Below are 23,738 nucleotides of genomic sequence, written 5' to 3'. Positions count from 1 at the left end.
GTGGCTCCGGCACAGCCTCCGTCCGGCCCGCGCCGCTGGGACGCGCAGGCGCAGCGTTGGGTGGTGGACCCGGCCCCGACGGGGCCGCCGGCCGGGCCGCCGCCGGGCCTGCCGCCGGTTCCGCCGCAGCCGCCGGGCACGCCACCGGCGTACGACCCGCTCGGGCTCGGGCCGGGAGCTGCGGCCCCGCCCCCGTACGGGGAGCCGACCGCGCCGCAGCCGCCGTACGGCTCCGGCCCCGGATATCTGCCGCCCCTGCCGCCGCAGTCCGGCCCGGTGCCGCCGTCCGGCGGGCCGCGCGGCCGGTGGCGGACTCCGGTGACGGCCGGCATCGCGGTCGCCTCCGTCGCGATCGGCGCCGGCGCGGTGTGGTTCCTGGCCCGCGACACGGACGACGCGCACCGCGCGGGGGAGAAGAACGGGACGGTGGCCTCGGGAACGCCGTCGTGGTCCGGCGGGGAACCGTCCGGGACGGCGTCGCCCCCCGCCCCCGGCTCCCCGACGTCCGGGGCCGGTAGGAGTGCGGGCCCGAGCCCGAGTCCGACCGGCACCGGTCCGGGAACGGGGGCGGGAGCCCACGAGACCAAGCAGGACCCGGCGGGCTTCACCATCGCCGTCCCGGCGGGCTGGGTGCGGGAGGAGCTCAAGGAGGGGGTCTTCTACCGCTCGGCCGACCGGGCCGCGCTGATCCAGGTCTTCCGGGTGTCGGAGCCGGAGCTCAGCCCGCTCGAAGCGGTCACCCAGGCCTCCGGATACCTGCGGAGCGCCACCCGCGGGTACCAGGAGGTGAGCGTCGGCCCGGTCCCCGGCGGCTCCGGGGCGGCCGAGCTCGTCTACCAGTACGACAGCGAGGAGTCGCACGGGCTGCGGCGCGGCGTCGAACGCGTCCTGTTCGGGTCGGACGGCGGCAAGTGGGCGGTGCTGACCGCGGGCCCGGCCGCCGAGTGGCAGGTCACGCAGGACCACCACGCGGCGGCGCTGGCCGCGTTCCGGCCGGCCGGTTGACCTGGTTCGTGGGCCGTCCGGGTGCGTCGGCGGGCCCGGCCCGCCGGCCGGCCCGCCCGGCGACGCCGGTCAGGACGGGTACGTGCCCGGCTTGTAGTGGCCCGGCACCATGCGGGTGGTGACCCCGATGCGGTTCCAGACGTTGATCGTCGCGATCACGGCGATCAGCTGGGCCAGCTCGCGCTCCTCGAAGTGCTCGGCGGCCTTCGCGTACACCTCGTCGGGCACGAACCCGTCCGTCAGGACCGTGACGGCCTCGGTGAGTTCGATCGCCGCGAGCTCCTTCTCGGTGTAGAAGTGCCGCGACTCCTCCCAGGCGGCCAGCTGCACGATCCGGTCGACGCTCTCCCCGTGCGCGAGGGCGTCCTTGGTGTGCATGTCGAGGCAGAAGGCGCAGTGGTTGACCTGCGAGGCCCGGATCTTGACGAGCTCGACCAGGGCCGGGTCCAGGCCCTTGCGGGAGGCGATCTCCAGGGCCAGGACGGCCTTGTAGACCTCGGGGGCGAGCTTCGCCATCTGCATGCGGGGGGTGTGCTCGGGTGCGTGTGCGTGTGTGTGTGCGGGTGCGTGGGTGGTCGTCATGTGATCCACCCTAGGATCCGGGCGGCCCACGGATATGGTCCATATCCATGACGCGATCGTGGGCCACTTTCGGCGCCGACCTCCACCTGCACCTGGACCTCTCCGCCGGCCGGCGGCTGCGGGCCGGACTCACCGAGGCGCTGCGGGAGGCCGCGCGCAGCGGGCGGCTGGCGGCCGGGACCCGCCTGCCGTCCTCCCGCACCCTCGCCGCCGACCTGGGCATCGCGCGGAACACGGTCGCGGAGGCGTACGCCGAGCTGGTGGCCGAGGGCTGGCTGACCGCCCGCCAGGGCTCCGGCACCCGGGTCGCGGAGCGGGCCCGTCCGCGCCGGGCCGCGGCGGCCGCCCCCGTACGGCGCCCCGCGCGCAAGGGGCCCTCGTACAGCCTGCAGCCCGGCTCCCCGGACCTGGGCGGATTCCCGCGCGCGGCCTGGCTGTCGGCGGCCCGGCGGGCCCTGACCGACGCGCCGAACGAGGCCTTCGGCTACGCGCTCGACGCGCGCGGCCGCGTCGAGTTGCGGCAGGCACTGGCCGGCTATCTGGCGCGGGCCCGCGGGGTGTACGCCGACCCGGACCGGATCGTGCTGTGCGCGGGCTTCCTGCACGGCCTCACCCTGCTGGCCGGTGTGCTGCGGGCGCGGCGGGTGCGGGAGGTCGCGGTGGAGGGGTACGGCCTGGACTTCCACCGGAACTTGCTGGAGCGGGCCGGGCTGCGGACGCGGCCGCTGGGGGTGGACGGGGACGGGGCCCGCACGGGCGAGCTGACTGCGGCGGCGGGCGCCGTGCTGCTGACCCCGGCGCACCAGTTCCCGACGGGCGCGGCCCTCACCCCGGCCCGCCGGGCGGCGGCGGTCGACTGGGCCCGGACCACGGGCGGGCTGATCCTGGAGGACGACTACGACGGGGAGTTTCGCTACGACCGCCAGCCGGTCGGCGCCCTCCAGGGGCTGGACCCGGACCGGGTGGTCTACCTCGGCACGGCCAGCAAGTCTCTCGCGCCGGGGCTGCGGATGGGCTGGATGGTCGTCCCGCCGGGGCTGCTGGACGAGGTCCTCGCGGCCAAGGGCCCCACGGACTGGGCCTCCAGCACGCTGGACCAGCTGACGCTGGCGGAGTTCATCACCTCGGGGGCGTACGACCGCCACGTGCGCGGGATGCGGCTGCGCTACCGGCGTCGCCGGGACGAGCTGGTGGCGGCCGTGGCGGGCCGGGTCGGGGTGTCGGGAATCGCGGCGGGGCTGCACGCGGTGCTGGACCTTCCGGCGGGGACGGAGCGGTCGGTCGTGCAGTCGGCCGCCTGGCAGGACCTGGCCCTGCACGGCCTGTCGCGCTTCCGGCACCCGCAGGCGGCGCTCGCGCCGCGGGACGCGCTGGTCGTGGGCTACGGGACGCCGTCGGACAGCGCGTGGTCGCCGACGCTGGCTGCCCTCGCCGCCGCCCTTCCCTGACGGGCCCGCCTGCGGCCCGGCCGCCGGGGGCCGGCCCCCCAAACCCCCGCTCCTCAAACGCCGGCCACATCCAGCCCCGCCGGCGTTCGAGGCGCGGGGTTCGGGGCGGAGCCCCGACACGACGGGCTGCAGACGGCCGCGCGGCCGAGCGGGCGGCGCGGCCCTCGTCACCCGGCCGGGGACGGAGCCGCCGGTTCGCCGAAGCGGGCGAGGGCCAGGGAGCCGGCGACCGCGACGGCGAAGCCGGCGACGGCGAGCCACGTCAGGCCCTCGCGGGTGCGGTCGCCGAGCCAGACCACGCCCACCGCGGCCGGACCGATCGTCTCGCCGAGCACCAGCCCCGCCGTCGCCGCCGTCACCGAGCCGCGCGCCAGCGCGGACGTGAGCAGCAGGAAGGCCGCGCCGCCGCCCAGCAGGAGCGCGTACAGCGACGGATCGCGCAGGTCCCAGGGGGAGTCGATCAGCCGCACCGCGACCTCGACCACCCCGAAGCCCGTCCCCGCGGCCAGACCCAGCACCAGCGCCCGCGGGCCGTCCGGGAGCCGCCCCGCCACCGCGCCCACCACCAGCACCAGCCCCGCCACCGCCAGCAGCCCCAGCTCCAGCGCGAGCGACCCCGTTCCCGAGCCCTCCTCCCCGGCGGCGAGCCCGAGCATCAGCAGGCCCGCGCACACCGTCCACACCGCACCCCACTCCGTCCGGGACAGCCGCACCCGCAGCAGCCGCGCCGCGACCACCGCCGTCACCGCCAGACTGGCGGCCAGCGCGGCCCCCACCGCGTAGATCGGGATGCGGCGCAGCGCGATGATCTGGAGGACGAAGCCGACCGCGTCGAGACCGAGACCCAGCAGGTACCGCCACTGCCGCACGGCGCGCAGGAACAGCGCCGCGTCCACCCCGGACCCCGAGCCCGGCTCCGCCGCCCGCGCCGCGACCGCCTGCAGAACGGACGCCGTACCGAAGCAGACCGCCGCACCGAGCGCGCAAACCATCCCAAGGAGCACGAACCGACTCTAGGTCACGGATCTCACGGCGGCCGGATTCCATCGGCCCGGGCGACCGCTCTACTCTGTCGGCAGCACGCCAGGCCCCAGGGGGAGCAGCAGACATGGACAGCAGCAGCACCAACCAGCGCCGTATGCGCTCGGGCGCGGTCGCCCTCGGCGGCATGGGCCTGCTCGCGGCCACCCTCGTGGCCTGCGGCAGCAGCGACGCACCGGACAAGCGCTGCGCGTCCCGCACCACGCTGGAGCACCTGAACAACAAGGAGTGCAAGAGCGGCGGCCGCGGCGCGTACTACTACGGCGGCTACGTCAGCAGCGGCAAGGTCTCCGGCGGCAGCTTCGACAAGTCGGCCGTCACCCGCGGCGGCATCGGCGGCCACAGCAGCTCCGGCTCCAGCGGCGGCTGAGGAAACCGGAACCCATGCAGCGGCACACCATCGAGCCCCGCCCCGGCTGGCAGAAGACCGTCGAGGAGCAGGGGCTCATCTATCCCCTCACCCGCTACCCCGACGACACCCTGCGCCCCTACTGGGACGAGAGCGCGTACTACTCCTTCTCCCTCCCCGAGGTCGAGGCCCTGGAGAACGTCGTCGAGGAGCTGCACGCCATGTGCCTGGCGGCCGCCGCGCACATCGTCGAGCACGACAGGTTCGCGGACCTCGGCATCACCGATCCGGAGCTCGCCGCGCTGATCGCCGAGTCCTGGCGCCGGCGCGCCGAACAGCCCTCCCTCTACGGCCGTTTCGACCTGCGCTACGACGGCACCGGCAGCCCGGCCAAGATGCTGGAGTACAACGCCGACACCCCCACCTCGCTGGTGGAGGCGGCCAGCCCGCAGTGGTTCTGGATGGAGGAACGCTTCCCCGGCGCCGACCAGTGGAACAGCCTCCACGAGCGCCTCGTCGACGCCTGGCGCCGCCAGGCGGAGCTCCTGCCGTCCGGTCCGCTGCACTTCGCGCACTCCGAGACCGACGAGCTGGGCGAGGACCTGATGACGGTCGCCTACCTCCAGGAGACCGCCGAGCAGGCCGGCCTGGACACCCACGCCCTCTCCGTCGAGCAGATCGGCTGGGACAGCCTGTCCGGCCGGTTCGTGGACGACAAGCTCCGCTTCATCCGCAGCTGCTTCAAGCTCTACCCGTGGGAGTGGCTGGCCACGGACGAGTTCGGCCCGCAGGTCCTCGGCACGTACGACCACGGCGGCGGCACCGGCACCACCTGCTGGATCGAGCCCCTGTGGAAGATGCTGCTCTCCAACAAGGCGCTGCTCGCGATCCTGTGGGAGCTGTTCCCCGAGCACCCGAACCTGCTGCCCGCCTACCTCGACGGACCGCGCGAGCTGGCCGGGGCCGGATCCGCCGGCTACGTGGCCAAGCCGCTGCTCGGCCGCGAGGGCGCGGGCGTCACCCTGCACGAACCGGGCGGCGAGCCCTTCGTACCGGAGGAGGGCGAGCGGTACTGCTTCCAGGGCCTGGCCCCGCTGCCCGACTTCGACGGCAACCGGGTGGTGCTCGGCGCGTGGGTCGTCGAGGACGAGGCGGCGGGGCTCGGCATCCGCGAATCCGCGGGGCCGGTCACGGACGAGTACGCCCGCTTCCTGCCCCACGTGATCCTCTGAGCCCTCTCGCCGGGCTCAGGCCAGGACCGCCCGCAGCTGGTCCAGCCCCCAGTCCAGGTCCTCCTTGCTGATCACCAGCGGCGGGGCGAGCCGGATCGTCGATCCGTGGGTGTCCTTCACCAGCACCCCCCGCTCCATCAGCTTCTCGGAGACCTCCCGGCCGCTCCCGTGGCCCGGGGCGATGTCGACGCCCGCCCACAGCCCGCGGCCCCGCACGGCGGTCACGGCGCCCCCGCCGACCAGCAGGCCCAGCTCGTGGTGCAGGTGGTCGCCCAGCTCGGTGGCGCGCTGCTGGTACTCGCCGGTCCGCAGCATCGCGATCACCTCCAGGGCGACCGCGCACGCGAGCGGGTTCCCGCCGAAGGTCGACCCGTGCTGCCCGGGCCGGAACACCCCGAGCACGTCCTCGTCGGCGACGACGGCCGACACCGGCACCACACCGCCGCCGAGCGCCTTGCCGAGGATGTAGACGTCGGGGACGACCCCCTCGTGCTCGCAGGCGAAGGTCCTGCCGGTCCGCCCCAGCCCCGACTGGATCTCGTCCGCCATGAAGAGCACGTTCCGCTCGCGGGTCAGCTCCCGTACGCCCCTCAGGTAGCCGGGCGGCGGGACCAGCACCCCCGCCTCGCCCTGGATCGGCTCCAGCAGGACGGCCACGGTGTTCTCGGTGACGGCGTGGGACAGCGCGGTGAGGTCCCCGTACGGGACGATCTCGAAGCCCGGCGTGTACGGCCCGAAGTGGTCGCGGGCGTCGTGGTCCGTCGAGAAGGAGACGACGGTCGTGGTCCGGCCGTGGAAGTTGTCGGCCGCGACCACGATCTTGGCGTGCCCGTCCGGGACGCCCTTGACCTCGTAGCCCCACTTGCGGGCGGTCTTCACCGCCGTCTCCACGGCCTCCGCGCCCGTGTTCATCGGCAGCACCATCTCCTTGCCGCACAGCGCGGCGAGCTCGGTACAGAAGTCGGCGAACCGGTCGTGGTGGAAGGCGCGCGAGGTGAGCGTGACCCGCTCCAGCTGGGCGCGGGCGGCATCGATCAGACGCCGGTTGCCGTGCCCGAAGTTGAGGGCGGAGTACCCGGCGAGCATGTCGAGGTATCTGCGGCCCTCCACGTCGGTCATCCACGCGCCGTCCGCGGACGCGACGACGACGGGCAGCGGATGGTAGGTGTGCGCGCTGTGCGCGTCGGCGGAGCGGATCACATCAGCAGTTGTCGACACGGGGTCTCCGATCGTCCGTCTTGCCCGGTGCGGGGGTGACGAGGGTGGCGTCACCCTTCTTATCGTCGTCTTCTTATCGTCGCTCCGATGCCGGATGCAGAAACCTTCCGCGTCGCGCGGCGGCTAAGGTGGGCGCTACGCACGGCGACTGGCGCACGGAGAACGAACTCCGGGGGAGCCGTGCGCGTTCGACCGCATTCAGGGCCGCTCGCCTGGGCCTCGCGGGGTACCGATCACATCGACCCCGGAGGAGCCCGCCATGTCCGCGAGCCGCCATCCCGCCCTGTCCGCGACCGACCCCGAACTGGCGTCGTTCGTCGCGGCGGAGGAAGTCCTCCAGGCGCAGACCCTGCGCCTGATCCCCAGTGAGAACTACGTGTCCGCGGCCGTGCTGGAGGCCTCCGGCACCGTGCTGCAGAACAAGTACAGCGAGGGCTACCCCGGCCGCCGCTACTACGAGGGCCAGCAGAACATCGACCGCGTCGAGGCCCTGGCGGTCGAGCGGGCGAAGGGCCTGTTCGGCGTGGACCACGCGAACGTGCAGCCGTACTCCGGCTCGCCGGCCAACCTGGCCGTGTACCTGGCCTTCGCGAAGCCGGGCGACACCGTGATGGGCATGGCCCTGCCGATGGGCGGCCACCTGACGCACGGCTGGGGCGTCTCGGCGACCGGCTCGTGGTTCCGCGGCGTGCAGTACGGCGTCCAGGCCGACACCGGGCTGATCGACTACGACGCCGTGCGCGACCTGGCGCTCGCCGAGCGGCCCAAGCTGATCTTCTGCGGCGGCACCGCCCTGCCCCGCACCATCGACTTCGCGGCCTTCGCGTCCATCGCCGAGGAGGCGGGCTCGGTCCTGGTCGCGGACGTGGCCCACATCGCGGGCCTGATCGCGGGCGGCGCGCACCCGTCCCCGGCGGGCCACGTGGACGTCATCTCCACCACCACGCACAAGACCCTGCGCGGCCCGCGCGGCGCGATGCTGATGTGCCGCGAGGAGCACGCGAAGGCCATCGACAAGGCGGTCTTCCCGGGCCTCCAGGGCGGCCCCCACAACCAGACGACGGCCGGCATCGCGGTGGCCCTGCACGAGGCCGCCCAGCCGTCCTTCACCGCGTACGCGCACGCGGTCGTCGCCAACGCGAAGGCGCTGGCGGCGGCGCTGCTGGAGCGGGGCTTCGACCTGGTCTCGGGCGGCACCGACAACCACCTGATCCTGATCGACCTGACGGGCAAGGACGTGCCGGGCAAGGTCGCGGCGAAGGCCCTGGACCGGGCGGGGATCGTGGTGAACTACAACACGGTCCCGTTCGACCCGCGCAAGCCGTTCGACCCCTCGGGGGTGCGGATCGGTACGCCGTCGCTGACGTCCCGCGGGCTGTCCGCGGAGCACATGCCGCTGGTGGCGGACTGGATCTCGCGCGCGGTCGACGCCGCCGCGAAGGGTGACGAGCCGGCCCTGGCCGCGGTCCGCGCGGAGGTCGCCGACCTCATGGCCGCCTTCCCCGCCCCGGGCCTCCCGCTGTCCTGACCTGCGCCGCCGTCGCCGGGGCTCCGCCGTGTGGGCGGCGCCCGCGGAGCCCCGCGCGGCGGTGTCGGCCCGGCCCCGCCCGGAACGGAAAGCGGTCGCTCGGCCGGGGCTGGATCCGGACGCGCCGCTACCGCCCGGTACCCCCGCACCGCACCGGCACCCGCGGCGCGACCCGGAGGTATCCGGCCAGCGGCGGGCCCGAGCCCGCCCCCGCACCTGAGAGAATGGGGACATGGCTTCTGATCGTCCTCGCGCGCTCTCCGGCATCCAGCCCACCTCCGGTTCGTTCCACCTCGGGAACTACCTCGGAGCCATTCGCCAGTACGTCGCCCTCCAGGAGACGCACGACGCGTTCTACATGGTCGTCGACCTGCACGCGATCACCATGCCGCAGGATCCGAAGGACCTCCGCGCGAACACCCGCCTCTCCGCCGCGCAGCTGCTCGCCGCCGGTCTGGACCCCGAGCGCTGCACGCTCTTCATCCAGAGCCACGTGCCCGAGCACGCCCAGCTCGGCTGGGTCATGAACTGCATCACCGGTTTCGGCGAGGCCAGCCGGATGACCCAGTTCAAGGACAAGTCCGCGAAGGGCGGCGTCAACAGCGCCAGCGTCGGCCTGTTCACGTACCCGATCCTCCAGGTCGCCGACATCCTGCTGTACCAGGCGAACGCCGTCCCCGTCGGCGAGGACCAGCGCCAGCACATCGAGCTGACCCGCGACCTCGCCGAGCGCTTCAACCAGCGCTACGGCCGGACCTTCACCCTGCCCGCCGCGCACATCGTCAAGGAGGTCGCGAAGATCTACGACCTCCAGGACCCGGCGATCAAGATGTCGAAGTCCGCGTCGTCCCCCAAGGGCCTGATCAACCTCCTCGACGAGCCCAAGGTCACCGAGAAGAAGATCAAGAGCGCGGTCACCGACACCGAGGCCGAGATCCGCTTCGACACGGAGAAGAAGCCCGGCGTCAGCAACCTGCTCACGATCTACGCCACCCTCACGGGCGAGACGATCGCCGAGCTGGAGGCGAAGTACGAGGGCAAGGGCTACGGCGCGCTGAAGACCGACCTGGCCGGTGTGATGGTCGATTTCGTCACACCCTTCAAGCAGCGCACCCAGGAGTACCTGGACGACCCGGAGACGCTGGATTCCATCCTGGCCAAGGGCGCGGAGAAGGCCCGTGCGGTCGCCGCCGAGACCCTCGCGCAGGCGTACGACCGCCTCGGTCTGGTGCCCGCCAAGCACTGACGAACGCAACTACGGACAGAGGGCCCTGGCAAGAACGGGGGTGCTGCCGCCACACTGGGGCGGCAGCAGTCCACAGCGACAACCGGAGGAGAGATACGTGGGGACCGTAACGCTCGGCGTTTCGATCGCGGTCCCGGAGCCGTACGGCAGCCAGCTCCAGCAGCGGCGCGCCGGCTTCGGGGACGCCGCCGCGCACGGCATCCCCACGCACGTCACCCTGGTGCCGCCGACCGAGGTGGAGGCGGACCGGCTCCCCGCGATCCGCGCCCACCTCGCCGAGGTCGCGGCCGCCTCCTGCGCCTTCCGGATGCGGCTGGGCGGGACGGGAACCTTCCGCCCCCTCTCGCCGGTCGTCTACGTCCAGGTCGTCGAGGGCGCCGACGGCTGCACCCGTCTCCAGGGCGAGGTCCGCGCCCCCGACGGGCCGCTCGACCGTGAGCTGGCCTTCCCGTACCACCCCCACGTCACCGTCGCCCACGGGATCTCCGAGGAGGCGATGGACCTGGCCTTCTCGGCCCTCTCCGAATACACCGCCGAGTGGCTGTGCGAGGGCTTCGCGCTCTACGAGCAGGGCTCGGACGGGGTCTGGCGCAAGCTGCGCGAGTACCCCTTCGGGACCGGGGCGATCGGCGTACCGCCGCAGCCGGGCCGCCCCGCGGGCGAGGCGGCGGGAGCCACCGGGGCCACCGCCCGGCCCTCCTGAAGGAGCGGGCGCAGGGTCAGCCGGGCGGTGCGCCGGGCGCGGAATCTCAGCCTTCGCAGAACGAGCGTGTGGAACGGGCGGCCGTCAGGGCGCGCATCGGAAAAAGTCACAGTCGACGACCGTAGTACCCGAAACCGACAATCCCGGCTATTTACGTCGGCTCATTTACGGTGACCCCATGGACTGGTTGAGGAAACTCCCGGTGATCGGGCCGCTCGTGGACCGTCTCATGCGGACCCACGCGTGGCGCTCGTACGAGCGCCTCGACCGCGTGCACTGGACGCGGCTCGCCGCCGCCATCACCTTCATCAGCTTCCTGGCGCTCTTCCCGCTGATCACCGTGGCCGCCGCGGTGGGCGCGGCGCTGCTCAGCCAGAAGCAGCTGGACCAGCTGGAGAAGAGCCTCGCCGAGCAGGTCCCGGGGATCTCCGACCAGCTGAACATCGAGGGGCTCGTCGCGAACGCGGCCACCGTCGGGCTCGTCGCGGGCGCCCTGCTGCTGTTCACCGGCATCGGCTGGGTGGGCGCGATGCGCGACTGCCTGCGCGCCGTGTGGGAGAAGGACGACGAGGACGACGGGAACCCCATCGTCCGCAAGGGCAAGGACGGGCTCGTCCTCCTCGGCCTCGGCGCCGTGGGCCTGGCCTCGGCCGCCGCCTCGATCTTCGGCGCCTCGGCGGTCGGGAAGTCCGCCGACTGGCTGGGCGTCCCGAAGGAGGGCGCGGGCGGCGTGGGGCTGCGCGCGGCCGCCTTCCTCGTCGGCGTCGTGGCCGCCTTCCTGGTGCTGCTCTACCTCCTGACGTTGCTCCCCGGGGTGGAGCCGCCGCGCCGCCGCCTGATCGAGGCGGCGCTCATCGGCGCGGCGGGCTTCGAGCTGCTGAAGCTGCTGCTCAGCGGCTACATGCGGGAGGTCGCCGCGAAGAGCATGTACGGGGCCTTCGGCGTGCCGATCGCCCTGCTGCTCTGGATCAACTTCACGGCGAAGCTGCTGCTGTACGTCGCCTCCTGGACGGCCACCGGGGACGCGGACGAGAGCCAGGAGGCCGAGGAGAGGGCCGACGCGGACGCCTCCGGGTGAATCCCGGGCCCGGCCCCGGCCGGGCCGCGTGCGGGGCCCGGACCGCGGTCACACCAGGTCCTCGCCCCGGCCACGGCGGCCGCGGGGCCAGCGGCGGTTGACCACCAGGGCGCCGCCCGCCAGTACGGCCAGTACGCCGCCCGCGATGCCCAGCGCGGTGCCCACGCCGCCCGAGCCCTTCCCGGCCGCCGACGGGTTGTTCTCGTGGGACTGGGCCGGAGATCCGTGCGGGGAGGTGTCCGCGCTCTTCGGCGGCACCAGCTCACCCACCGGCCTGACCTTCCCGGCGGCCGCGAACCCCCAGTCGAACAGTGCCGCGGTCTCCTCGTAGACCGAGTTCGCACCGCCCGCGCCCGGGTTCATCACCGTGACCAGCAGCTTCCTGGAGCCCTGCTGGGCGGCCCCGGTGAAGGTGGCGCCGGCCATGGTGGTGTTGCCGTTCTTCACCCCGGCGATGCCCTTGTAGGGGGAGAGCCCGCCCGCGCCCGTCATCAGCCGGTTGGTGTTCTGGATCTCGAAGTACTCGCGCGGCTTACCGGCCTCCTGCCGGCCGGGGAACTTCGCCTCGGCCGTGCCGCAGTACTCGCGGAAGTCCCGCTTCTGCAGGCCGGAGCGGGCGATGAGCGTCAGGTCGTACGCGCTCGACACCTGGTCGGGGGCGTCGTACCCGTCGGGGGACACGACGTGGGTGTCCAGCGCCTGGAGCTCCTCGGCGTGCGCCTGCATGTCCTTGACGGTCTTGTCGATGCCGCCGTTCATGGCCGAGAGCACGTGCACGGCGTCGTTCCCCGACCGCAGGAACACCCCGAGCCACAGGTCGTGGACCGAGTATTCGAGGTCCTCCTTGACGCCGACCAGGCTGCTGCCCTGGCCCACGCCCTCCATGTCCTGCTCGGTGACCTTGTGGACCTGCTCCTTGGGCAGGCTCGGCAGCACGGTGTCCGCGAAGAGCATCTTCATGGTGGAGGCCGGGGGGAGCCGCCAGTGCGCGTTGTACGCCGCCAGGACCTCGCCCGACTCGGCGTCCGCCACGATCCAGGACCGCCCGCTGAGGTTCGTCGGCAGGGCGGGAGCGCCGGGCAGCAGGTTCACCTGGGTCCCCGGCTGGCCGAGCAGGGAACCGCCGACCGTGGACATCGACGCGGGCGGCGCGGGCTGCGGCGCCTTCGCGGGCCCGCCCTTCCCGTCGGCCGGCGGGTTCGGCGCGGAGTGGGCGGGGGCCACCAGGAGGGAGGGCACCAGCAACGCGGCGGAAAGGACCGTCAGCGCGGTCGTCTTGGCGGACACGCAGGTGAAAGTACCTCCCGATGAGCTGCCCGGCGTCGCTGACCGGCCATTTCGGTGCAACCACCCCCGGGACAGCCCACCCCGGCGCGTCCGTCCTGGGGACGAATCCGATACTGAAGGCATGAAACTCAGCCGTGCCGCCTCCTGGTTCCTGCTCGCCTTCGGAGTGTGGAGCTGGTTCATCTGGGTGTCTTTCGTCCGGAACCTGTGGAAGAACGGCAGTGGTCAGGCCTTCGACGCGGCGGGTGACCCCACTTCCTACTTCTGGGTGCACCTGACGCTCGCGGTGACGTCCTTTCTCCTGGGGACGGCGGTCGGTGTGATCGGGTTGCGCGGGGTGCGGGCCCTGCGGCGCGCATCACGCCCGGGCCCGGGCACGGGTACTGGTGCTGGTACGGGCGCGGGGCCGGCCGGCGGCACGGGTGATCCGGCGTGACGATCCTCGTCTTCGCGCTCGTCGCGCTCGCGGTCTGCGCCCTGCTGGTGCTGGTGCACCGCTGGCTGTGGATCCGGCTGGTCCGCGACACCACGGCGCCCGGCGCCCGCACCCGCCGCATCGGCACGGCTCTGACCATCGCCCTGCCCCTCCTCTCTGTGGCCGCCCTGACCACGGGTCGTGCCGGAGCCCCCTTCTGGCTGCAGCAGACGGTGGCCTGGCCGGGGTACCTCTGGCTCGCGGTGCTCCTGTACCTGACCCTGACGATGCTGGTCGCGGAGCCGATCCGCGCGCTGTTGCTCCGCCGTCTGGCCCACCGGGTCCCCTCCGGGGCGGTCGCCGGGCCTTCCGCGCCGCAGACCGTTCCCCGGGCCGCCGCCCCCGCCCCCGCCCCCGACCCGGCCCCGGCGGCCCTCGCGGCCGCCACCGACGAGCCCGCCCCCGGGCCCGCCGTCAGGGGCCTGGAGCTGACCCGCCGCCGGTTCGTCGCGCGGGCGGTCGGCGGGGCGGCCGCCGCCGTGGCCGTCGGCACCGTCGCCACCGGGACCTACGGGGTCCTGCGCGGGCCGAGCGTGCGGCGGGTGCGGGTCCCCCTCGCGAAACTGCCGCGCGCGGCGCACGGGTTCCGCATCGCCGTCGTCAGCGACGTCCACCTCGGCCCGGTGCTCGGCCGCGCCCACACCCAGCGCATCGTCGACACCGTCAACCGCACCCGGCCCGACCTCATCGCGATCGTCGGCGACCTCGTCGACGGCAGCGTCCCCGACCTCGGGCCCGCCGCGGAGCCGCTGCGCCGGCTCGACGCCCGCCACGGCTCGTACTTCGTGACGGGCAACCACGAGTACTTCTCCGGGGCGCAGCAGTGGATCGACCACGTCCGCGAACTGGGGCTGACCCCGCTGGAGAACGCCCGCCGCGCCCTGCCCCACTTCGACCTCGCCGGCGTCAACGACGTCCAGGGGGAAACGGAGGGGAAGGGCCCCGACTTCGGTGCGGCCCTCGGTGACCGGGACCGGTCGCGGGCGGCCGTGCTCCTCGCCCACCAGCCCGTCGTCATCCACGACGCCGTCCGCCACGGCGTCGACCTCCAGCTCTCCGGCCACACCCACGGCGGCCAGCTCTGGCCCGGCAACTACCTCGCCGAGCTCGCCAACCCCACCGTGGCCGGGCTGGAGCGCTACGGCGACACCCAGCTCTACGTGTCCCGCGGGGCCGGCGCCTGGGGACCCCCGGTCCGGGTGGGCGCGCCGTCCGACATCACGGTCGTGGAACTCGCCTCATATCAGGCCTGACCCGCTCCAACCGCCCTTGAACTCCCGGGAATCGACCTTCCGGCAGCTGATATTCCGTGATGGGATGACCGTTAATCGGACAGCGTGGCGCTGTCACCGGGACAAGGGGTGGGGTTCACGGGATGCGGTCTGTCCGCTGGAAGATCATCGCGGCCGGGCTGGTCCTCGGCGTGGCCGGCGTGGCCGCCTGGCAGTTGCTGCCCGAGGACGGCAGCGGCCACGGCGCCATCCGGGTCGGGACGACCGACGTGGTCTCCTCCCTCGACCCGGCAGGGGCGTACGACGTCGGTTCCTGGGCCCTGTTCAGCAACGTCTACCAGTCGCTGCTGACCGTCAAGCCCGGCTCCGACGCCCCCGTGCCGGACGCCGCCTCCTCCTGCGGGTTCGTCGGCCAGAAGCTCACCACCTACCAGTGCGAGCTGCGCCCCGACGTGAAGTTCGCCGGCGGTCGGGCGATCACCGCCGAGGACGTCAAGCACTCCTTCGACCGCATCAAAGCGATCAACTCCGACCAGGGCCCGGCCCCGCTGTTCAACACCCTGGAGTCGGTCAAGGCCGAGGGCCGGACGGTCACCTTCAACCTCTCCGCCGGCGACGCCACGTTCCCCTTCAAGATCGCGACGGGCGCCGCCTCGATCGTCGACAAGGACACGTACCCGGCGAAGTCCCTGCGCGAGGACGGCAGGATCGACGGCTCGGGCCCGTACACGCTGGGCGCGTACAAGGCCGGTACGAGCGCCGGGCTCAAGCCCAACACCTCGTACAAGGGGCAGGGCAAGCCCGCCCGCACTCCCGTCACGGTGAAGTACTACAAGGACTCCGCGGACCTCGACCAGGCCTGGAACGCCCGCCAGGTCGAGGTCGCCCACCGGGAGATGCCGCCGGCCGTCCTCGCCGGCCTCAACCCGGGCATGAAGGACGTCCGCTACCAGGCCGCCGGCGGCAGCGAGACCCGCTCGATGGTCTTCAACGTCCGCCCCGGCTCCGCCGCCGCGCCGCTCGCCGTCCGCCAGGCCGTCGCCGCCGTGCTCGACCGCTCCAAGGTGGCGAGCGACGTCTACCTGGGCACCGTCACCCCGCTGTACTCCCTGGTCCCGGCGGGCATCGCCGGTCACAGCACGCCCTTCTTCGACGCCTACCCGACGCCCAACGCTGCCACCGCGAAGAAGCTCCTCAAGGACGCCGGGATCAACGCCACCGTCCCGCTCACCCTGGGCGTGAACGTGCGCGGCGCGAACGTCACCGAGGCCCAGGAACTCAAGCGGCAGCTGGAGGGCACCGGGCTCTTCCAGGTGACGGTCAAGCCGGTCGAGAAGTGGGCCGACTACCAGAAGGGGTACGCGGCGGGCGAGTTCGACGTCTACACGATCGGGTGGGTCGCCGACTTCCCGGACGCGGACAACTTCCTCTCCCCGCTCGTCGGCGCCGACTCGTCCATGAACAACGGGTTCTCCGACAAGCACGTCGACGAGCTGATCACCCGTACCCAGTCCCACTCGGAGCGGGCCGACGCCGCCACCGAGTTCCGCGACCTCCAGAAGGCGGTCGCCCAGCAGGCCCCGCTGGTGCCGATCTGGCAGAAGAAGGACTACGTGATGTCCCGCGACGCCGTCACCGGCGGCCAGTACCTGTCGGACGGCACCGGGGTCTGGCGCCTGTGGGAACTCGACTGGCTCTGAGCACGGGGCCCCGGGCCTACGCGGGGTCCGACTTCGGGTCCGACGTCGACTTCGGGTCCGACGTCGACTTCGGGTCCGGGTCCGACTTCGGGTCCGGGTCCGACGCCTTGCGCCGGGCCCCGGCCGTGGCCGTCTGCGCCATGCCCGGCAGGAAGTCCGCGAACAGTTCGTGCACTTCCCGCACCAGCGGCCGCAGCACCCGGAACCGGGCGAGGACGATGCCCCGCGTCGTCAGCTGCGCGCCGCGCTCGGCGAGCCGCCGCGTCTTCTCGCTGTTCGGGGAGCGGTCGAAGACCCAGTACAGGACCAGGCCCATCTGCGAGAGCCACATGAGCTCGGGCAGGACGTCGGCCAGCTCGGCCGGCACCTTGGTCTTCGCACCCGCCAGCACCTCGCGGTGGATGTCGATGGCCGCCTGCCGCGCCGTCTCGGATTCCGGCGAGAACGGGCTCAGCGGACTCTCGGGGTCGGCGGCGTTCTTGAAGAACTGCGAGGCGAACTCGTGGTACGGGGCCGCGATGTCCATCCAGCTGGTCAGTACGCCCGCGAGCCGCTTCTGGAGATCGGTCTCGTTGTCCAGGATGGGCCGGACCGCCGCCTGGTGTGCCGCGCCGATCCGGTCGTAGAACCCCTGGACCAGGTGTTCCTTCGATTCGAAGTAGTAGTAGGCGTTGCCGACCGAGACACCGGCCTCCTTCGCGATACCCCGCATCGTCGTCTTGTCGAAGCCGCGCTCCTGGAAGAGACGGAGCGCGGTTTCGAGGATGAGCGTGCGGGTCTGCTCGCTCTTGGGAGCCTTCTGATCAGTCACGGTGGATGAGCCTATCGGGGGACGGAACAGTGGTCGTCACAGGCCGGTCCCTCCACACCTTCCGGTGCTCCCCCGGTCCGTACCGCCTGCCGCCAGGCGGAGGCGGTGTACATGGCCGCCCGGGCGAAGGGCCGGCCGGCCGCGGTGGCCAGCCAGTTGGCCTTCGGCCGGTGTTCCACCAGCGCCCACAGGCACACGATGAAGGCGTCGGTCCCCGTCCACACCTGCCCCGAGTCCCCGATCACGGTGATCTCCTTCAGCGTCGACGCGTGGTCGAGCCGCGGGTAGCGGCGCTGCGCCTCGTACGAGGCCGCCGGGACCAGGGCGAGCGGGACCAGCCAGCGCTGCGCGAGCAGCCAGTGCCGGATGTGCACGCAGAGCGGGCAGTTCGCGTCGTACAGGACGGTCAGTTTCCGCACCGCTCCCGTGGGGGCCACGGCTCAGGCCCCGGTCGGCACGGTCCACCCCTGCGGGGCGACGGGCGGGGTCTGCTGGTGCTCCATGATGCCCCGGCGGCGCATCTTGTTCAGCACCCACACGTTCCCGAGGTGCATGACGCCGAGGACCAGCAGGACGACGCCGAGCTTGACCGAGAGGGCCTCGAAGAGTCCGCGGGCGGTGTCGACCTCCTCGCTCGACCTCAGGTACAGCGTCACGAAGCCGATGTTCACCAGGTAGAAGCCGACCACGAGGAGTTGGTTGACGGCGTCCGCGAGCTTCTCGTTGCCCTGGAGGACGTCGCCGATGAAGACCCGGCCGTTGCGGCTGAGCGTGCGGGCCACCCAGACGGTGAGACCGATGCTGACCAGCAGGTAGATGACGTACGTGACCACGGTGAGGTCCATGGACCCAGCCCCCTTGAACGCGTTCAAATGCTTACGACGTTGACTGTAGGGCCTTTTTTGAACAAGTTCAAGCGCATGCTCGGGGGCTCTCGGGGCTGGGCCGGACGGCCCCCTCACCTCACCCGGCCGTGGCGACGCCCGGCGACAGCCGCAACCACGATGCGTTACACATGGCGACCGAGGGTCACCGTCACCTGCATTCGAAAGCGAGGCGGCCATGTCGGTCGAGACAGCCCCCGGCACCCGGACCGGAACGGCGCAGCGGCAGGAACAGGAACAGGAACAGCTCAGCCTGAGTACGGCGGCGGCGCGCAACCTCGCGACGACGACCAAGTCCGAGCCGCAGATGCGGGGCATCAGCTCCCGCTGGCTCCTGCGGAAACTGCCCTGGGTGCACACGCCCGGCGGCGTCTACCGGGTGAACCGGCGGCTCTCGTACACGCTCGGCGACGGCCGCGTCACCTTCGTCAAGAACGGCTCCAAGGTCCACGTCATCCCGGCCGAGCTGACCGAGCTGCCGCTGCTGCGCGGCTTCGGCGACCCGCTCGCGCTCGGCGCGCTGGCCGAGCGGTTCGTGCAGAAGGAGTACCAGCCCGGCCAGGTCATCGTGCAGTCGGGGAAGAAGGCCGACCACGTCTTCCTCATCGCCCACGGGAAGGTCGAGAAGGTCTGCGCGGGCAAGTACGGCGACGAGAACGTCATCGGCCGCCTCGGTGACGGCGACACCTTCGGCGGCCACACCCTGGCCCGCGCCAAGGGCGCCACCTGGGAGTTCACCGCCCGCGCGGCGACCGCCGTCACGCTCCTCGCCCTCCCGGAGACGGCGTACCGGGCGGTCGCCGACCAGTACGCCCACCTGCGCGCGCACGTCGCCGGCCTGAACGGCAGCCGCAACGGCTTCCGGACCAACCGGGCCGGGGAGAAGGCCATCGAACTGAGCGCCGGCCACCACGGGGAGCACCCGCTGCCCGGCGCCTTCGCCGACTACGAGCTCACGCCCCGCGAGTACGAGCTGAGCGTCGCCCAGACCGTGCTGCGGGTGCACACCCGCGTCGCCGACCTCTACAACCAGCCGATGAACCAGACCCACCAGCAGTTTCGGCTCACCGTCCAGGAGCTACGGGAGCGGCAGGAGTACGAGCTCGTCAACAACCCGGAGTTCGGGCTGCTCCACAACGCCGACTTCGACCAGCGGATCCAGACGCACTGCGGGCCGCCGACCCCGGACGACCTCGACGACCTGCTCTCCATGCGGCGCGGCACCCAGTACCTGTTCGCCCACCCGAAGGCGATCGCCGCCTTCGGCAAGGAGTGCAACAAGCGCGGCATCGGCCTCGCCGCCGTCGAGGTCGACGGCCACCACATCCCCACCTGGCGGGGGGTGCCGATCCTGCCCTGCGGGAAGATCCCGCTCACCGAGCAGCACACCTCCTCGATCATCGCGGTGCGCACGGGCGAGGACAACGAGGGCGTGATCGGCCTCTACCAGACCGGCCTGCCGGACGAGTTGGAGCCGGGGCTCAACGTCCGCTTCATGGGCATCGACGAGCGGGCGATCATCTCGTACCTCGTCACCGCCTACTACTCGGCGGCCGTCCTGGTCCCGGACGCCGTCGGCGTCCTGGAGAACGTCGAGGTCCGTCCGCGCGCGTGAGGGCGGGGGCGCCCGCCGGGCGGTGCCCCGCCCCGCGCCGACCCGTCAGAAGCTCAGCGAGCGGGCGTAGTTCACCTGGGACATCACCCACTGGTAGGAGCCCGCGTTCGTCGCCGGGATCATCGTGGAGTGGTGGCGGCCGCCGCTGGTCACCGTCACCTGGATGTAGCCGGTGGTGGTCTTCTCCTTCATCAGGAGGAAGAGCAGGCCGAGCAGGCAGAAGATGAAGAAGACGATCGCGAGCACGACGGCGTGGGCCGGGATCTTCTCCTCGGTGCGCGAGAAGTCCGTCGCGTTCCACATGGCGCCCTTGAGCGGCATCGCGCCGGACGGGGTGATGATCTGGTCCCCGGCGATGGTGATGTCGCCGAGGGACAGGCCGGCGCCGCCGGCCGGGGCGGCGGCGGGGTAGCCCGGGGCCGGCAGGCCCGCGCCGCCGATGGTCGGCTGGTAGGCCGGGGCCGCCGGATAGGGCTGCGGGTAGCCGTAACTGGCCTCGCCCGGACCCCACTTGTAGTCGCCCTGACCGGGGGTGCCGCCCTGGCCGCCCTGGCCGGTGGGGTCGTTCGCGTACGGATTCGGCTGCTGCTCGCTCATATGGCCGATCCTTCCACAAGGGCCCCCCTCCCCGTACGCCGGTCAGAGAGCCGCTTCCAGGATCTTGGTCACGCGGTCGATGATGCCCGCCTTGGCCGCCTCCGGGGTGGGGAGGAAGGACCAGGTGGCGATCCGCGTGCCGTCCCGCGTGCCGAAGACGCCGTTGGAGTACGGGGCCGTGCTGCCCGTCTTCCCCCGGATCTCCGTCCCGTCCGAGAGGATGTGGAACATCAACCCGCCCTGATTGTACGGCTGTTCAGCGGCTGTCTTGGACAGTTCGGGCTTGACGAAGAGCTGTCGCTGTTGGGCCGGGGGCAGCAGGCGGCCGCCGAGCAGGGCCCTCATGAAGCGTTCCATGTCGGGGGCGTTGGAGATCATCCCGTCTTCCGCCCAGGCCCACGGCTCCTTCGGGGTCGGCGCGGCGAGGGAGGGGGTGGGCATGGAGGCGTCCCCCGCCTGCGGGACGTACGTGTGGCGCAGGCCGAGCGGGCGCGCGATGCGCCGCTGGACCTCCTCGGCGTAGGTGCGGCCGGTGACCTTCTCGATCGCGAGTCCGAGGAAGAAGTAGTTGGCGCCGTTGTACTGCTGCGCGGTGACGGGGGACTGCGGTGCGGTGGGGCAGCCGGTCCAGGCGTGGACCACCCGTTCGGGGGTCAGCCCGAGGCCGTCCGCCAGGGGCTCGCAGGGCAGCCCGAGGCCGCTGGTGTGGCTCAGCAGCTGACCGATGGTGATCGGCTTCCAGTGCGCCGGAACGGTCTCGGGGAGGACCTCCCGGATCGGGGTGTCCAGGGTGAACCGGCCCTCCGCGACGAGCTGGAGCACCACGGTGGAGGTGAACAGCTTGGTCATGCTGCCGATCCGGAAGGACGCCGCGGGGTCCTGGGAGAGCGGACCCGTCGCCTTCGTCCAGCGCACCCCCGCCCGGACACCCGCACCATGGTGCCCGCCGCGACGGCGCCGGGGGCCATCGCCTGCGCCAGGGCCTCCTCGTCGACCCCCGAGCGGTGGCCCACCGCCGTGCCCGTCCCGGTGCCCGGAGCGGGAGCCGGAGCCGGCCGGGCCGAGGCCGGCAGGGCGCCGATCGTGAGCGCGGCTCCCGCCCGCTGACGCGCTGGGGGAACGGCGAGGGCCCCGCCCCCGGACGGACCGGGGACGGGGCCTCGCACAGACGGACCGGAAGGTCAGAAGCGGCGCGTGATCAGGGCGCGCTTGACTTCCTGGATCGCCTTCGTGACCTCGATGCCACGCGGGCACGCGTCGGTGCAGTTGAAGGTCGTGCGGCAGCGCCACACGCCGTCCTTGTCGTTCAGGATCTCCAGCCGCTGCTCGCCGGCCTCGTCACGCGAGTCGAAGATGAAGCGGTGCGCGTTGACGATCGCCGCCGGGCCGAAGTACTGGCCGTCGTTCCAGAACACCGGGCACGAGGACGTGCACGCGGCGCACAGGATGCACTTGGTGGTGTCGTCGAAGCGCTCGCGGTCCTCGGCGGACTGCAGGCGCTCGCGCGTCGGCTCGTTGCCCTTGGTGACCAGGAAGGGCATGACGTCGCGGTACGCCTGGAAGAAGGGCTCCATGTCGACGACGAGGTCCTTCATCACCGTGAGGCCCTTGATGGCCTCGACGGTGATCGGCTTCTCCGGGTTGATGTCCTTGATCAGCGTCTTGCAGGCGAGCCTGTTCTTGCCGTTGATCCGCATCGCGTCGGAGCCGCAGATGCCGTGCGCGCACGAGCGGCGGAAGGTCAGCGTGCCGTCGAGGTCCCACTTGATCTTGTGGAGACCGTCGAGCACGCGCTCCTTCGGGTCGATCTCGACCTGGAAGTCCTGCCAGGTCGACTCCTCCGAGATCTCCGGGTTGAAGCGGCGGATCCGGAAGGTGACCGTGATGAACGGCGAGGCGGCGGCCGCCGCCTCCATCTTGTCCGTCTCGGACATGGTCGGGGTGGCCATCAGTACTTACGCTCCATCGGCTGGTAGCGGGTGACGACGACGGGCTTGTAGTCCAGCCGGACGGAGTCCTTGCCGTCGTCGCCGACCTCGCGGTACGCCATGGTGTGGCGCATGAAGTTGACGTCGTCGCGGTTCGGGTAGTCCTCGCGGTAGTGACCGCCGCGGGATTCCTTGCGCGCCAGCGCGGACACGGCCATGACCTCGGCCAGGTCGAGCAGGTTGCCCAGCTCGATGGCCTCCAGCAGGTCCGTGTTGAAGCGCTTGCCCTTGTCCTGGACGGACACGTTCTTGTAGCGCTCGCGCAGCTCCGCGATCTTCTCGACCGCGGTCTTGATGGTCTGCTCCGTACGGAACACCATCACGCACGCGTCCATCGTCTCCTGGAGCTCCAGGCGCAGCTCGGCGACCCGCTCGTTGCCCGTGGAGTTGCGCAGGCGCTCGACGAGGTCGACGACCTGCTGCGCCGGGTTCTCCGGGAGCTCGACGTAGTCGTTCTCCTGCGAGTACCTGGCCGCGGCGATGCCGGAGCGCTTGCCGAAGACGTTGATGTCCAGCAGCGAGTTGGTGCCCAGGCGGTTCGCGCCGTGCACCGACACGCACGCGACCTCGCCGGCCGCGTACAGGCCCGGGACGACGGTGGTGTTGTCCGCCAGGACCTCACCCTCGACGTTGGTCGGGATGCCGCCCATGGCGTAGTGCGCGGTGGGCTGGATCGGGATCGGGTCCGTGTACGGCTCGATGCCCAGGTAGGTGCGCGCGAACTCGGTGATGTCCGGGAGCTTCGCGTCGAGCTGCTCCGGCGGGAGGTGCGTCAGGTCCAGGTACACGTGGTCACCGGCGGGACCGCAGCCGCGGCCCTCACGGATCTCGGTGTAGATGGAGCGCGAGACGACGTCACGGGACGCGAGGTCCTTCATGACCGGCGCGTACTTCTCCATGAAGCGCTCGCCGTCCTTGTTGCGGAGGATGCCGCCCTCACCGCGGGCGCCCTCCGTCAGCAGGATGCCCATGCGCCAGATGCCCGTCGGGTGGAACTGGAAGAACTCCATGTCCTCCAGCGGCAGGCCGCGGCGGTAGCAGGCCGCCTGGCCGTCACCCGTGAGGGTGTGCGCGTTGGAGGTCACCTTGAAGAACTTGCCGGTGCCGCCGGAGGCGTAGATGACGGCCTTGGCCTGGAACACGTGGATCTCGCCGGTGGCGAGCTCGTACGCGACCACACCGGCCGACTTCTTGACGCCGTCCTCCTCGACCAGGAGCTGGTCGAGGACGTAGAACTCGTTGAAGAACTCCACGCCCTCCTTGACGCAGTTCTGGTACAGCGTCTGGAGGATCATGTGACCGGTGCGGTCCGCGGCGTAGCAGGACCGGCGGACCGGCGCCTCGCCGTGGTTGCGCGAGTGGCCGCCGAAGCGGCGCTGGTCGATGGTGCCGTCCGGGGTGCGGTTGAACGGCAGGCCCATCTTCTCCAGGTCGAGGACCGCGTCGATGGCCTCCTTCGCCAGGATCTCGGCGGCGTCCTGGTCGACCAGGTAGTCACCGCCCTTGACCGTGTCGAAGGTGTGCCACTCCCAGTTGTCCTCCTCCACGTTCGCCAGCGCGGCGGCCATGCCGCCCTGCGCGGCGCCCGTGTGGGAGCGGGTGGGGTAGAGCTTCGTCAGCACCGCGGTGCGGCTGCGCTTCGTCGACTCGATGGCGGCGCGCATGCCCGCGCCACCTGCGCCGACGATGACGGTGTCGTACTTGTGGATCTTCATTGGT

The 23,738-nt window shown here is 72.1% G+C and carries 24 protein-coding genes and 1 riboswitch; of the genes, 13 read left to right on the top strand and 11 right to left on the bottom strand.

Going from position 1 to position 23,738, the window contains the following annotated elements:
- Entirely contained in the window at positions 1 to 1,005 is a 1,005-nt protein-coding gene (locus ACFYP3_RS13600) for a hypothetical protein (protein WP_388831238.1), read from the top strand.
- Between the two features lie 69 nt (positions 1,006 to 1,074).
- Here the strand turns inward: ACFYP3_RS13600 and ACFYP3_RS13595 are convergent, their stop codons facing one another.
- Positions 1,075 to 1,587, bottom strand: a complete 513-nt coding sequence (locus tag ACFYP3_RS13595; protein ID WP_388831236.1) for a carboxymuconolactone decarboxylase family protein — start codon at positions 1,585 to 1,587, stop codon at positions 1,075 to 1,077.
- A gap of 47 nt (positions 1,588 to 1,634) precedes the next feature.
- Here ACFYP3_RS13595 and ACFYP3_RS13590 point away from each other — a divergent pair, with 47 nt between their 5' ends.
- Positions 1,635 to 3,035 carry a PLP-dependent aminotransferase family protein gene (locus tag ACFYP3_RS13590; RefSeq protein ID WP_388831234.1) on the top strand — a complete coding sequence of 467 codons (1,401 nt, stop codon included), beginning with the start codon at positions 1,635 to 1,637 and terminating at the stop codon, positions 3,033 to 3,035.
- Between the two features lie 167 nt (positions 3,036 to 3,202).
- Here ACFYP3_RS13590 and ACFYP3_RS13585 read toward each other — a convergent pair whose 3' ends face one another.
- Positions 3,203 to 4,027, bottom strand: coding sequence for a hypothetical protein (locus tag ACFYP3_RS13585; RefSeq protein WP_388831450.1), 825 nt, complete (start codon positions 4,025 to 4,027; stop codon positions 3,203 to 3,205).
- Positions 4,028 to 4,143: 116 nt separating this feature from the next.
- Between ACFYP3_RS13585 and ACFYP3_RS13580 the strand changes: the two genes are divergently transcribed.
- Complete coding sequence (locus ACFYP3_RS13580) at positions 4,144 to 4,446, top strand: hypothetical protein (RefSeq protein WP_388831232.1); 303 nt, start codon at positions 4,144 to 4,146, stop codon at positions 4,444 to 4,446.
- 14 nt (positions 4,447 to 4,460) lie between these two features.
- Entirely contained in the window at positions 4,461 to 5,657 is a 1,197-nt protein-coding gene (locus ACFYP3_RS13575) for a glutathionylspermidine synthase family protein (RefSeq protein WP_388831230.1), read from the top strand.
- A gap of 15 nt (positions 5,658 to 5,672) precedes the next feature.
- Here the strand turns inward: ACFYP3_RS13575 and rocD are convergent, their stop codons facing one another.
- Positions 5,673 to 6,875, bottom strand: coding sequence for an ornithine--oxo-acid transaminase (rocD, locus tag ACFYP3_RS13570; protein ID WP_388831228.1), 1,203 nt, complete (start codon positions 6,873 to 6,875; stop codon positions 5,673 to 5,675).
- A gap of 134 nt (positions 6,876 to 7,009) precedes the next feature.
- Positions 7,010 to 7,100: riboswitch (ZMP/ZTP riboswitch) on the top strand.
- Between the two features lie 34 nt (positions 7,101 to 7,134).
- Here rocD and glyA point away from each other — a divergent pair.
- The 4 genes from glyA to ACFYP3_RS13550 all read left to right on the top strand — a co-directional run bounded on the left by glyA (position 7,135) and on the right by ACFYP3_RS13550 (position 11,430).
- Positions 7,135 to 8,403, top strand: coding sequence for a serine hydroxymethyltransferase (gene glyA, locus ACFYP3_RS13565; RefSeq protein WP_030710527.1), 1,269 nt, complete (start codon positions 7,135 to 7,137; stop codon positions 8,401 to 8,403).
- A 232-nt stretch (positions 8,404 to 8,635) separates the two neighbouring features.
- Complete coding sequence (gene trpS, locus ACFYP3_RS13560; RefSeq protein WP_376619943.1) at positions 8,636 to 9,649, top strand: tryptophan--tRNA ligase; 1,014 nt, start codon at positions 8,636 to 8,638, stop codon at positions 9,647 to 9,649.
- Positions 9,650 to 9,746: 97 nt separating this feature from the next.
- Positions 9,747 to 10,352: a 2'-5' RNA ligase family protein gene (locus ACFYP3_RS13555; RefSeq protein ID WP_388831225.1), complete on the top strand. Its 606-nt coding sequence runs from the start codon at positions 9,747 to 9,749 to the stop codon at positions 10,350 to 10,352.
- A gap of 178 nt (positions 10,353 to 10,530) precedes the next feature.
- Positions 10,531 to 11,430 (top strand): YihY/virulence factor BrkB family protein, encoded by a 900-nt coding sequence (locus tag ACFYP3_RS13550; RefSeq protein WP_388831223.1) that lies wholly within the window; start codon positions 10,531 to 10,533, stop codon positions 11,428 to 11,430.
- Between the two features lie 48 nt (positions 11,431 to 11,478).
- Here ACFYP3_RS13550 and ACFYP3_RS13545 read toward each other — a convergent pair whose 3' ends face one another.
- Entirely contained in the window at positions 11,479 to 12,717 is a 1,239-nt protein-coding gene (locus ACFYP3_RS13545) for a D-alanyl-D-alanine carboxypeptidase family protein (RefSeq protein WP_388831221.1), read from the bottom strand.
- 121 nt (positions 12,718 to 12,838) lie between these two features.
- On the opposite strand from ACFYP3_RS13545, the gene ACFYP3_RS13540 reads away from it, so the two are divergent.
- The 3 genes from ACFYP3_RS13540 (at position 12,839) to ACFYP3_RS13530 (ending at position 16,124) form a co-directional block, all read left to right on the top strand.
- Complete coding sequence (locus ACFYP3_RS13540; protein WP_388831219.1) at positions 12,839 to 13,153, top strand: SCO4848 family membrane protein; 315 nt, start codon at positions 12,839 to 12,841, stop codon at positions 13,151 to 13,153.
- Complete coding sequence (locus tag ACFYP3_RS13535) at positions 13,150 to 14,445, top strand: metallophosphoesterase (RefSeq protein ID WP_388831217.1); 1,296 nt, start codon at positions 13,150 to 13,152, stop codon at positions 14,443 to 14,445. Before ACFYP3_RS13540 ends, ACFYP3_RS13535 begins: the two co-directional genes overlap by 4 nt.
- Before the next feature lie 122 nt (positions 14,446 to 14,567).
- The gene (locus ACFYP3_RS13530) at positions 14,568 to 16,124 is read left to right on the top strand and encodes an ABC transporter substrate-binding protein (protein ID WP_388831215.1); all 1,557 of its coding nucleotides are present in this window, start codon (positions 14,568 to 14,570) and stop codon (positions 16,122 to 16,124) included.
- 16 nt (positions 16,125 to 16,140) lie between these two features.
- Here ACFYP3_RS13530 and ACFYP3_RS13525 read toward each other — a convergent pair whose 3' ends face one another.
- Genes ACFYP3_RS13525 through ACFYP3_RS13515 form a run of 3 tightly spaced genes read right to left on the bottom strand, consistent with a single transcriptional unit; the run spans position 16,141 to position 17,780 of the window.
- Positions 16,141 to 16,935 (bottom strand): TetR family transcriptional regulator, encoded by a 795-nt coding sequence (locus ACFYP3_RS13525; RefSeq protein WP_388831213.1) that lies wholly within the window; start codon positions 16,933 to 16,935, stop codon positions 16,141 to 16,143.
- 11 nt (positions 16,936 to 16,946) lie between these two features.
- Positions 16,947 to 17,354, bottom strand: a complete 408-nt coding sequence (locus ACFYP3_RS13520) for a thiol-disulfide oxidoreductase DCC family protein (protein WP_388831211.1) — start codon at positions 17,352 to 17,354, stop codon at positions 16,947 to 16,949.
- Positions 17,355 to 17,375: 21 nt separating this feature from the next.
- A complete protein-coding gene (locus tag ACFYP3_RS13515; RefSeq protein ID WP_388831209.1) occupies positions 17,376 to 17,780 on the bottom strand; it encodes a hypothetical protein in 405 nt (134 codons plus the stop codon).
- Between the two features lie 217 nt (positions 17,781 to 17,997).
- On the opposite strand from ACFYP3_RS13515, the gene ACFYP3_RS13510 reads away from it, so the two are divergent.
- Positions 17,998 to 19,434 carry a family 2B encapsulin nanocompartment shell protein gene (locus ACFYP3_RS13510; RefSeq protein ID WP_388831207.1) on the top strand — a complete coding sequence of 479 codons (1,437 nt, stop codon included), beginning with the start codon at positions 17,998 to 18,000 and terminating at the stop codon, positions 19,432 to 19,434.
- Between the two features lie 45 nt (positions 19,435 to 19,479).
- On the opposite strand, the gene ACFYP3_RS13505 is transcribed toward ACFYP3_RS13510, so the two are convergent.
- Positions 19,480 to 20,031, bottom strand: a complete 552-nt coding sequence (locus tag ACFYP3_RS13505) for a hypothetical protein (RefSeq protein ID WP_388831205.1) — start codon at positions 20,029 to 20,031, stop codon at positions 19,480 to 19,482.
- A gap of 42 nt (positions 20,032 to 20,073) precedes the next feature.
- A complete protein-coding gene (locus ACFYP3_RS13500; protein WP_388831203.1) occupies positions 20,074 to 20,946 on the bottom strand; it encodes a serine hydrolase domain-containing protein in 873 nt (290 codons plus the stop codon).
- A gap of 21 nt (positions 20,947 to 20,967) precedes the next feature.
- On the opposite strand from ACFYP3_RS13500, the gene ACFYP3_RS13495 reads away from it, so the two are divergent.
- Complete coding sequence (locus tag ACFYP3_RS13495; protein ID WP_388831201.1) at positions 20,968 to 21,138, top strand: hypothetical protein; 171 nt, start codon at positions 20,968 to 20,970, stop codon at positions 21,136 to 21,138.
- A 74-nt stretch (positions 21,139 to 21,212) separates the two neighbouring features.
- Here ACFYP3_RS13495 and ACFYP3_RS13490 read toward each other — a convergent pair whose 3' ends face one another.
- Together ACFYP3_RS13490 and sdhA are read right to left on the bottom strand one after the other, a co-directional pair.
- Complete coding sequence (locus ACFYP3_RS13490) at positions 21,213 to 21,980, bottom strand: succinate dehydrogenase iron-sulfur subunit (protein ID WP_362852056.1); 768 nt, start codon at positions 21,978 to 21,980, stop codon at positions 21,213 to 21,215.
- Positions 21,980 to 23,734, bottom strand: a complete 1,755-nt coding sequence (gene sdhA / locus ACFYP3_RS13485) for a succinate dehydrogenase flavoprotein subunit (RefSeq protein ID WP_388831199.1) — start codon at positions 23,732 to 23,734, stop codon at positions 21,980 to 21,982. Before sdhA ends, ACFYP3_RS13490 begins: the two co-directional genes overlap by 1 nt.
- Positions 23,735 to 23,738: the final 4 nt, after the last annotated feature.

The sequence above is a fragment of the Streptomyces sp. NPDC005533 genome (assembly GCF_042871845.1).
Lineage (GTDB): Bacteria > Actinomycetota > Actinomycetes > Streptomycetales > Streptomycetaceae > Streptomyces.
The sequence above is the reverse complement of the archived record's forward strand: the minus strand, read 5'-3'. Positions and strand labels throughout refer to the sequence as shown.

Coding starts and splice junctions, on each gene's coding strand:
- ACFYP3_RS13595 (WP_388831236.1), bottom strand. CDS start 1,587: ATGACGACCACCCACGCACCCGCACACACACACGCACACGCACCCGAG.
- ACFYP3_RS13590 (WP_388831234.1), top strand. CDS start 1,635: ATGACGCGATCGTGGGCCACTTTCGGCGCCGACCTCCACCTGCACCTG.
- ACFYP3_RS13585 (WP_388831450.1), bottom strand. CDS start 4,027: ATGGTTTGCGCGCTCGGTGCGGCGGTCTGCTTCGGTACGGCGTCCGTT.
- ACFYP3_RS13580 (WP_388831232.1), top strand. CDS start 4,144: ATGGACAGCAGCAGCACCAACCAGCGCCGTATGCGCTCGGGCGCGGTC.
- ACFYP3_RS13575 (WP_388831230.1), top strand. CDS start 4,461: ATGCAGCGGCACACCATCGAGCCCCGCCCCGGCTGGCAGAAGACCGTC.
- glyA (WP_030710527.1), top strand. CDS start 7,135: ATGTCCGCGAGCCGCCATCCCGCCCTGTCCGCGACCGACCCCGAACTG.
- trpS (WP_376619943.1), top strand. CDS start 8,636: ATGGCTTCTGATCGTCCTCGCGCGCTCTCCGGCATCCAGCCCACCTCC.
- ACFYP3_RS13550 (WP_388831223.1), top strand. CDS start 10,531: ATGGACTGGTTGAGGAAACTCCCGGTGATCGGGCCGCTCGTGGACCGT.
- ACFYP3_RS13540 (WP_388831219.1), top strand. CDS start 12,839: ATGAAACTCAGCCGTGCCGCCTCCTGGTTCCTGCTCGCCTTCGGAGTG.
- ACFYP3_RS13530 (WP_388831215.1), top strand. CDS start 14,568: ATGCGGTCTGTCCGCTGGAAGATCATCGCGGCCGGGCTGGTCCTCGGC.
- ACFYP3_RS13515 (WP_388831209.1), bottom strand. CDS start 17,780: ATGGACCTCACCGTGGTCACGTACGTCATCTACCTGCTGGTCAGCATC.
- ACFYP3_RS13510 (WP_388831207.1), top strand. CDS start 17,998: ATGTCGGTCGAGACAGCCCCCGGCACCCGGACCGGAACGGCGCAGCGG.
- ACFYP3_RS13505 (WP_388831205.1), bottom strand. CDS start 20,031: ATGAGCGAGCAGCAGCCGAATCCGTACGCGAACGACCCCACCGGCCAG.
- ACFYP3_RS13495 (WP_388831201.1), top strand. CDS start 20,968: ATGGTGCCCGCCGCGACGGCGCCGGGGGCCATCGCCTGCGCCAGGGCC.
- ACFYP3_RS13490 (WP_362852056.1), bottom strand. CDS start 21,980: ATGGCCACCCCGACCATGTCCGAGACGGACAAGATGGAGGCGGCGGCC.
- sdhA (WP_388831199.1), bottom strand. CDS start 23,734: ATGAAGATCCACAAGTACGACACCGTCATCGTCGGCGCAGGTGGCGCG.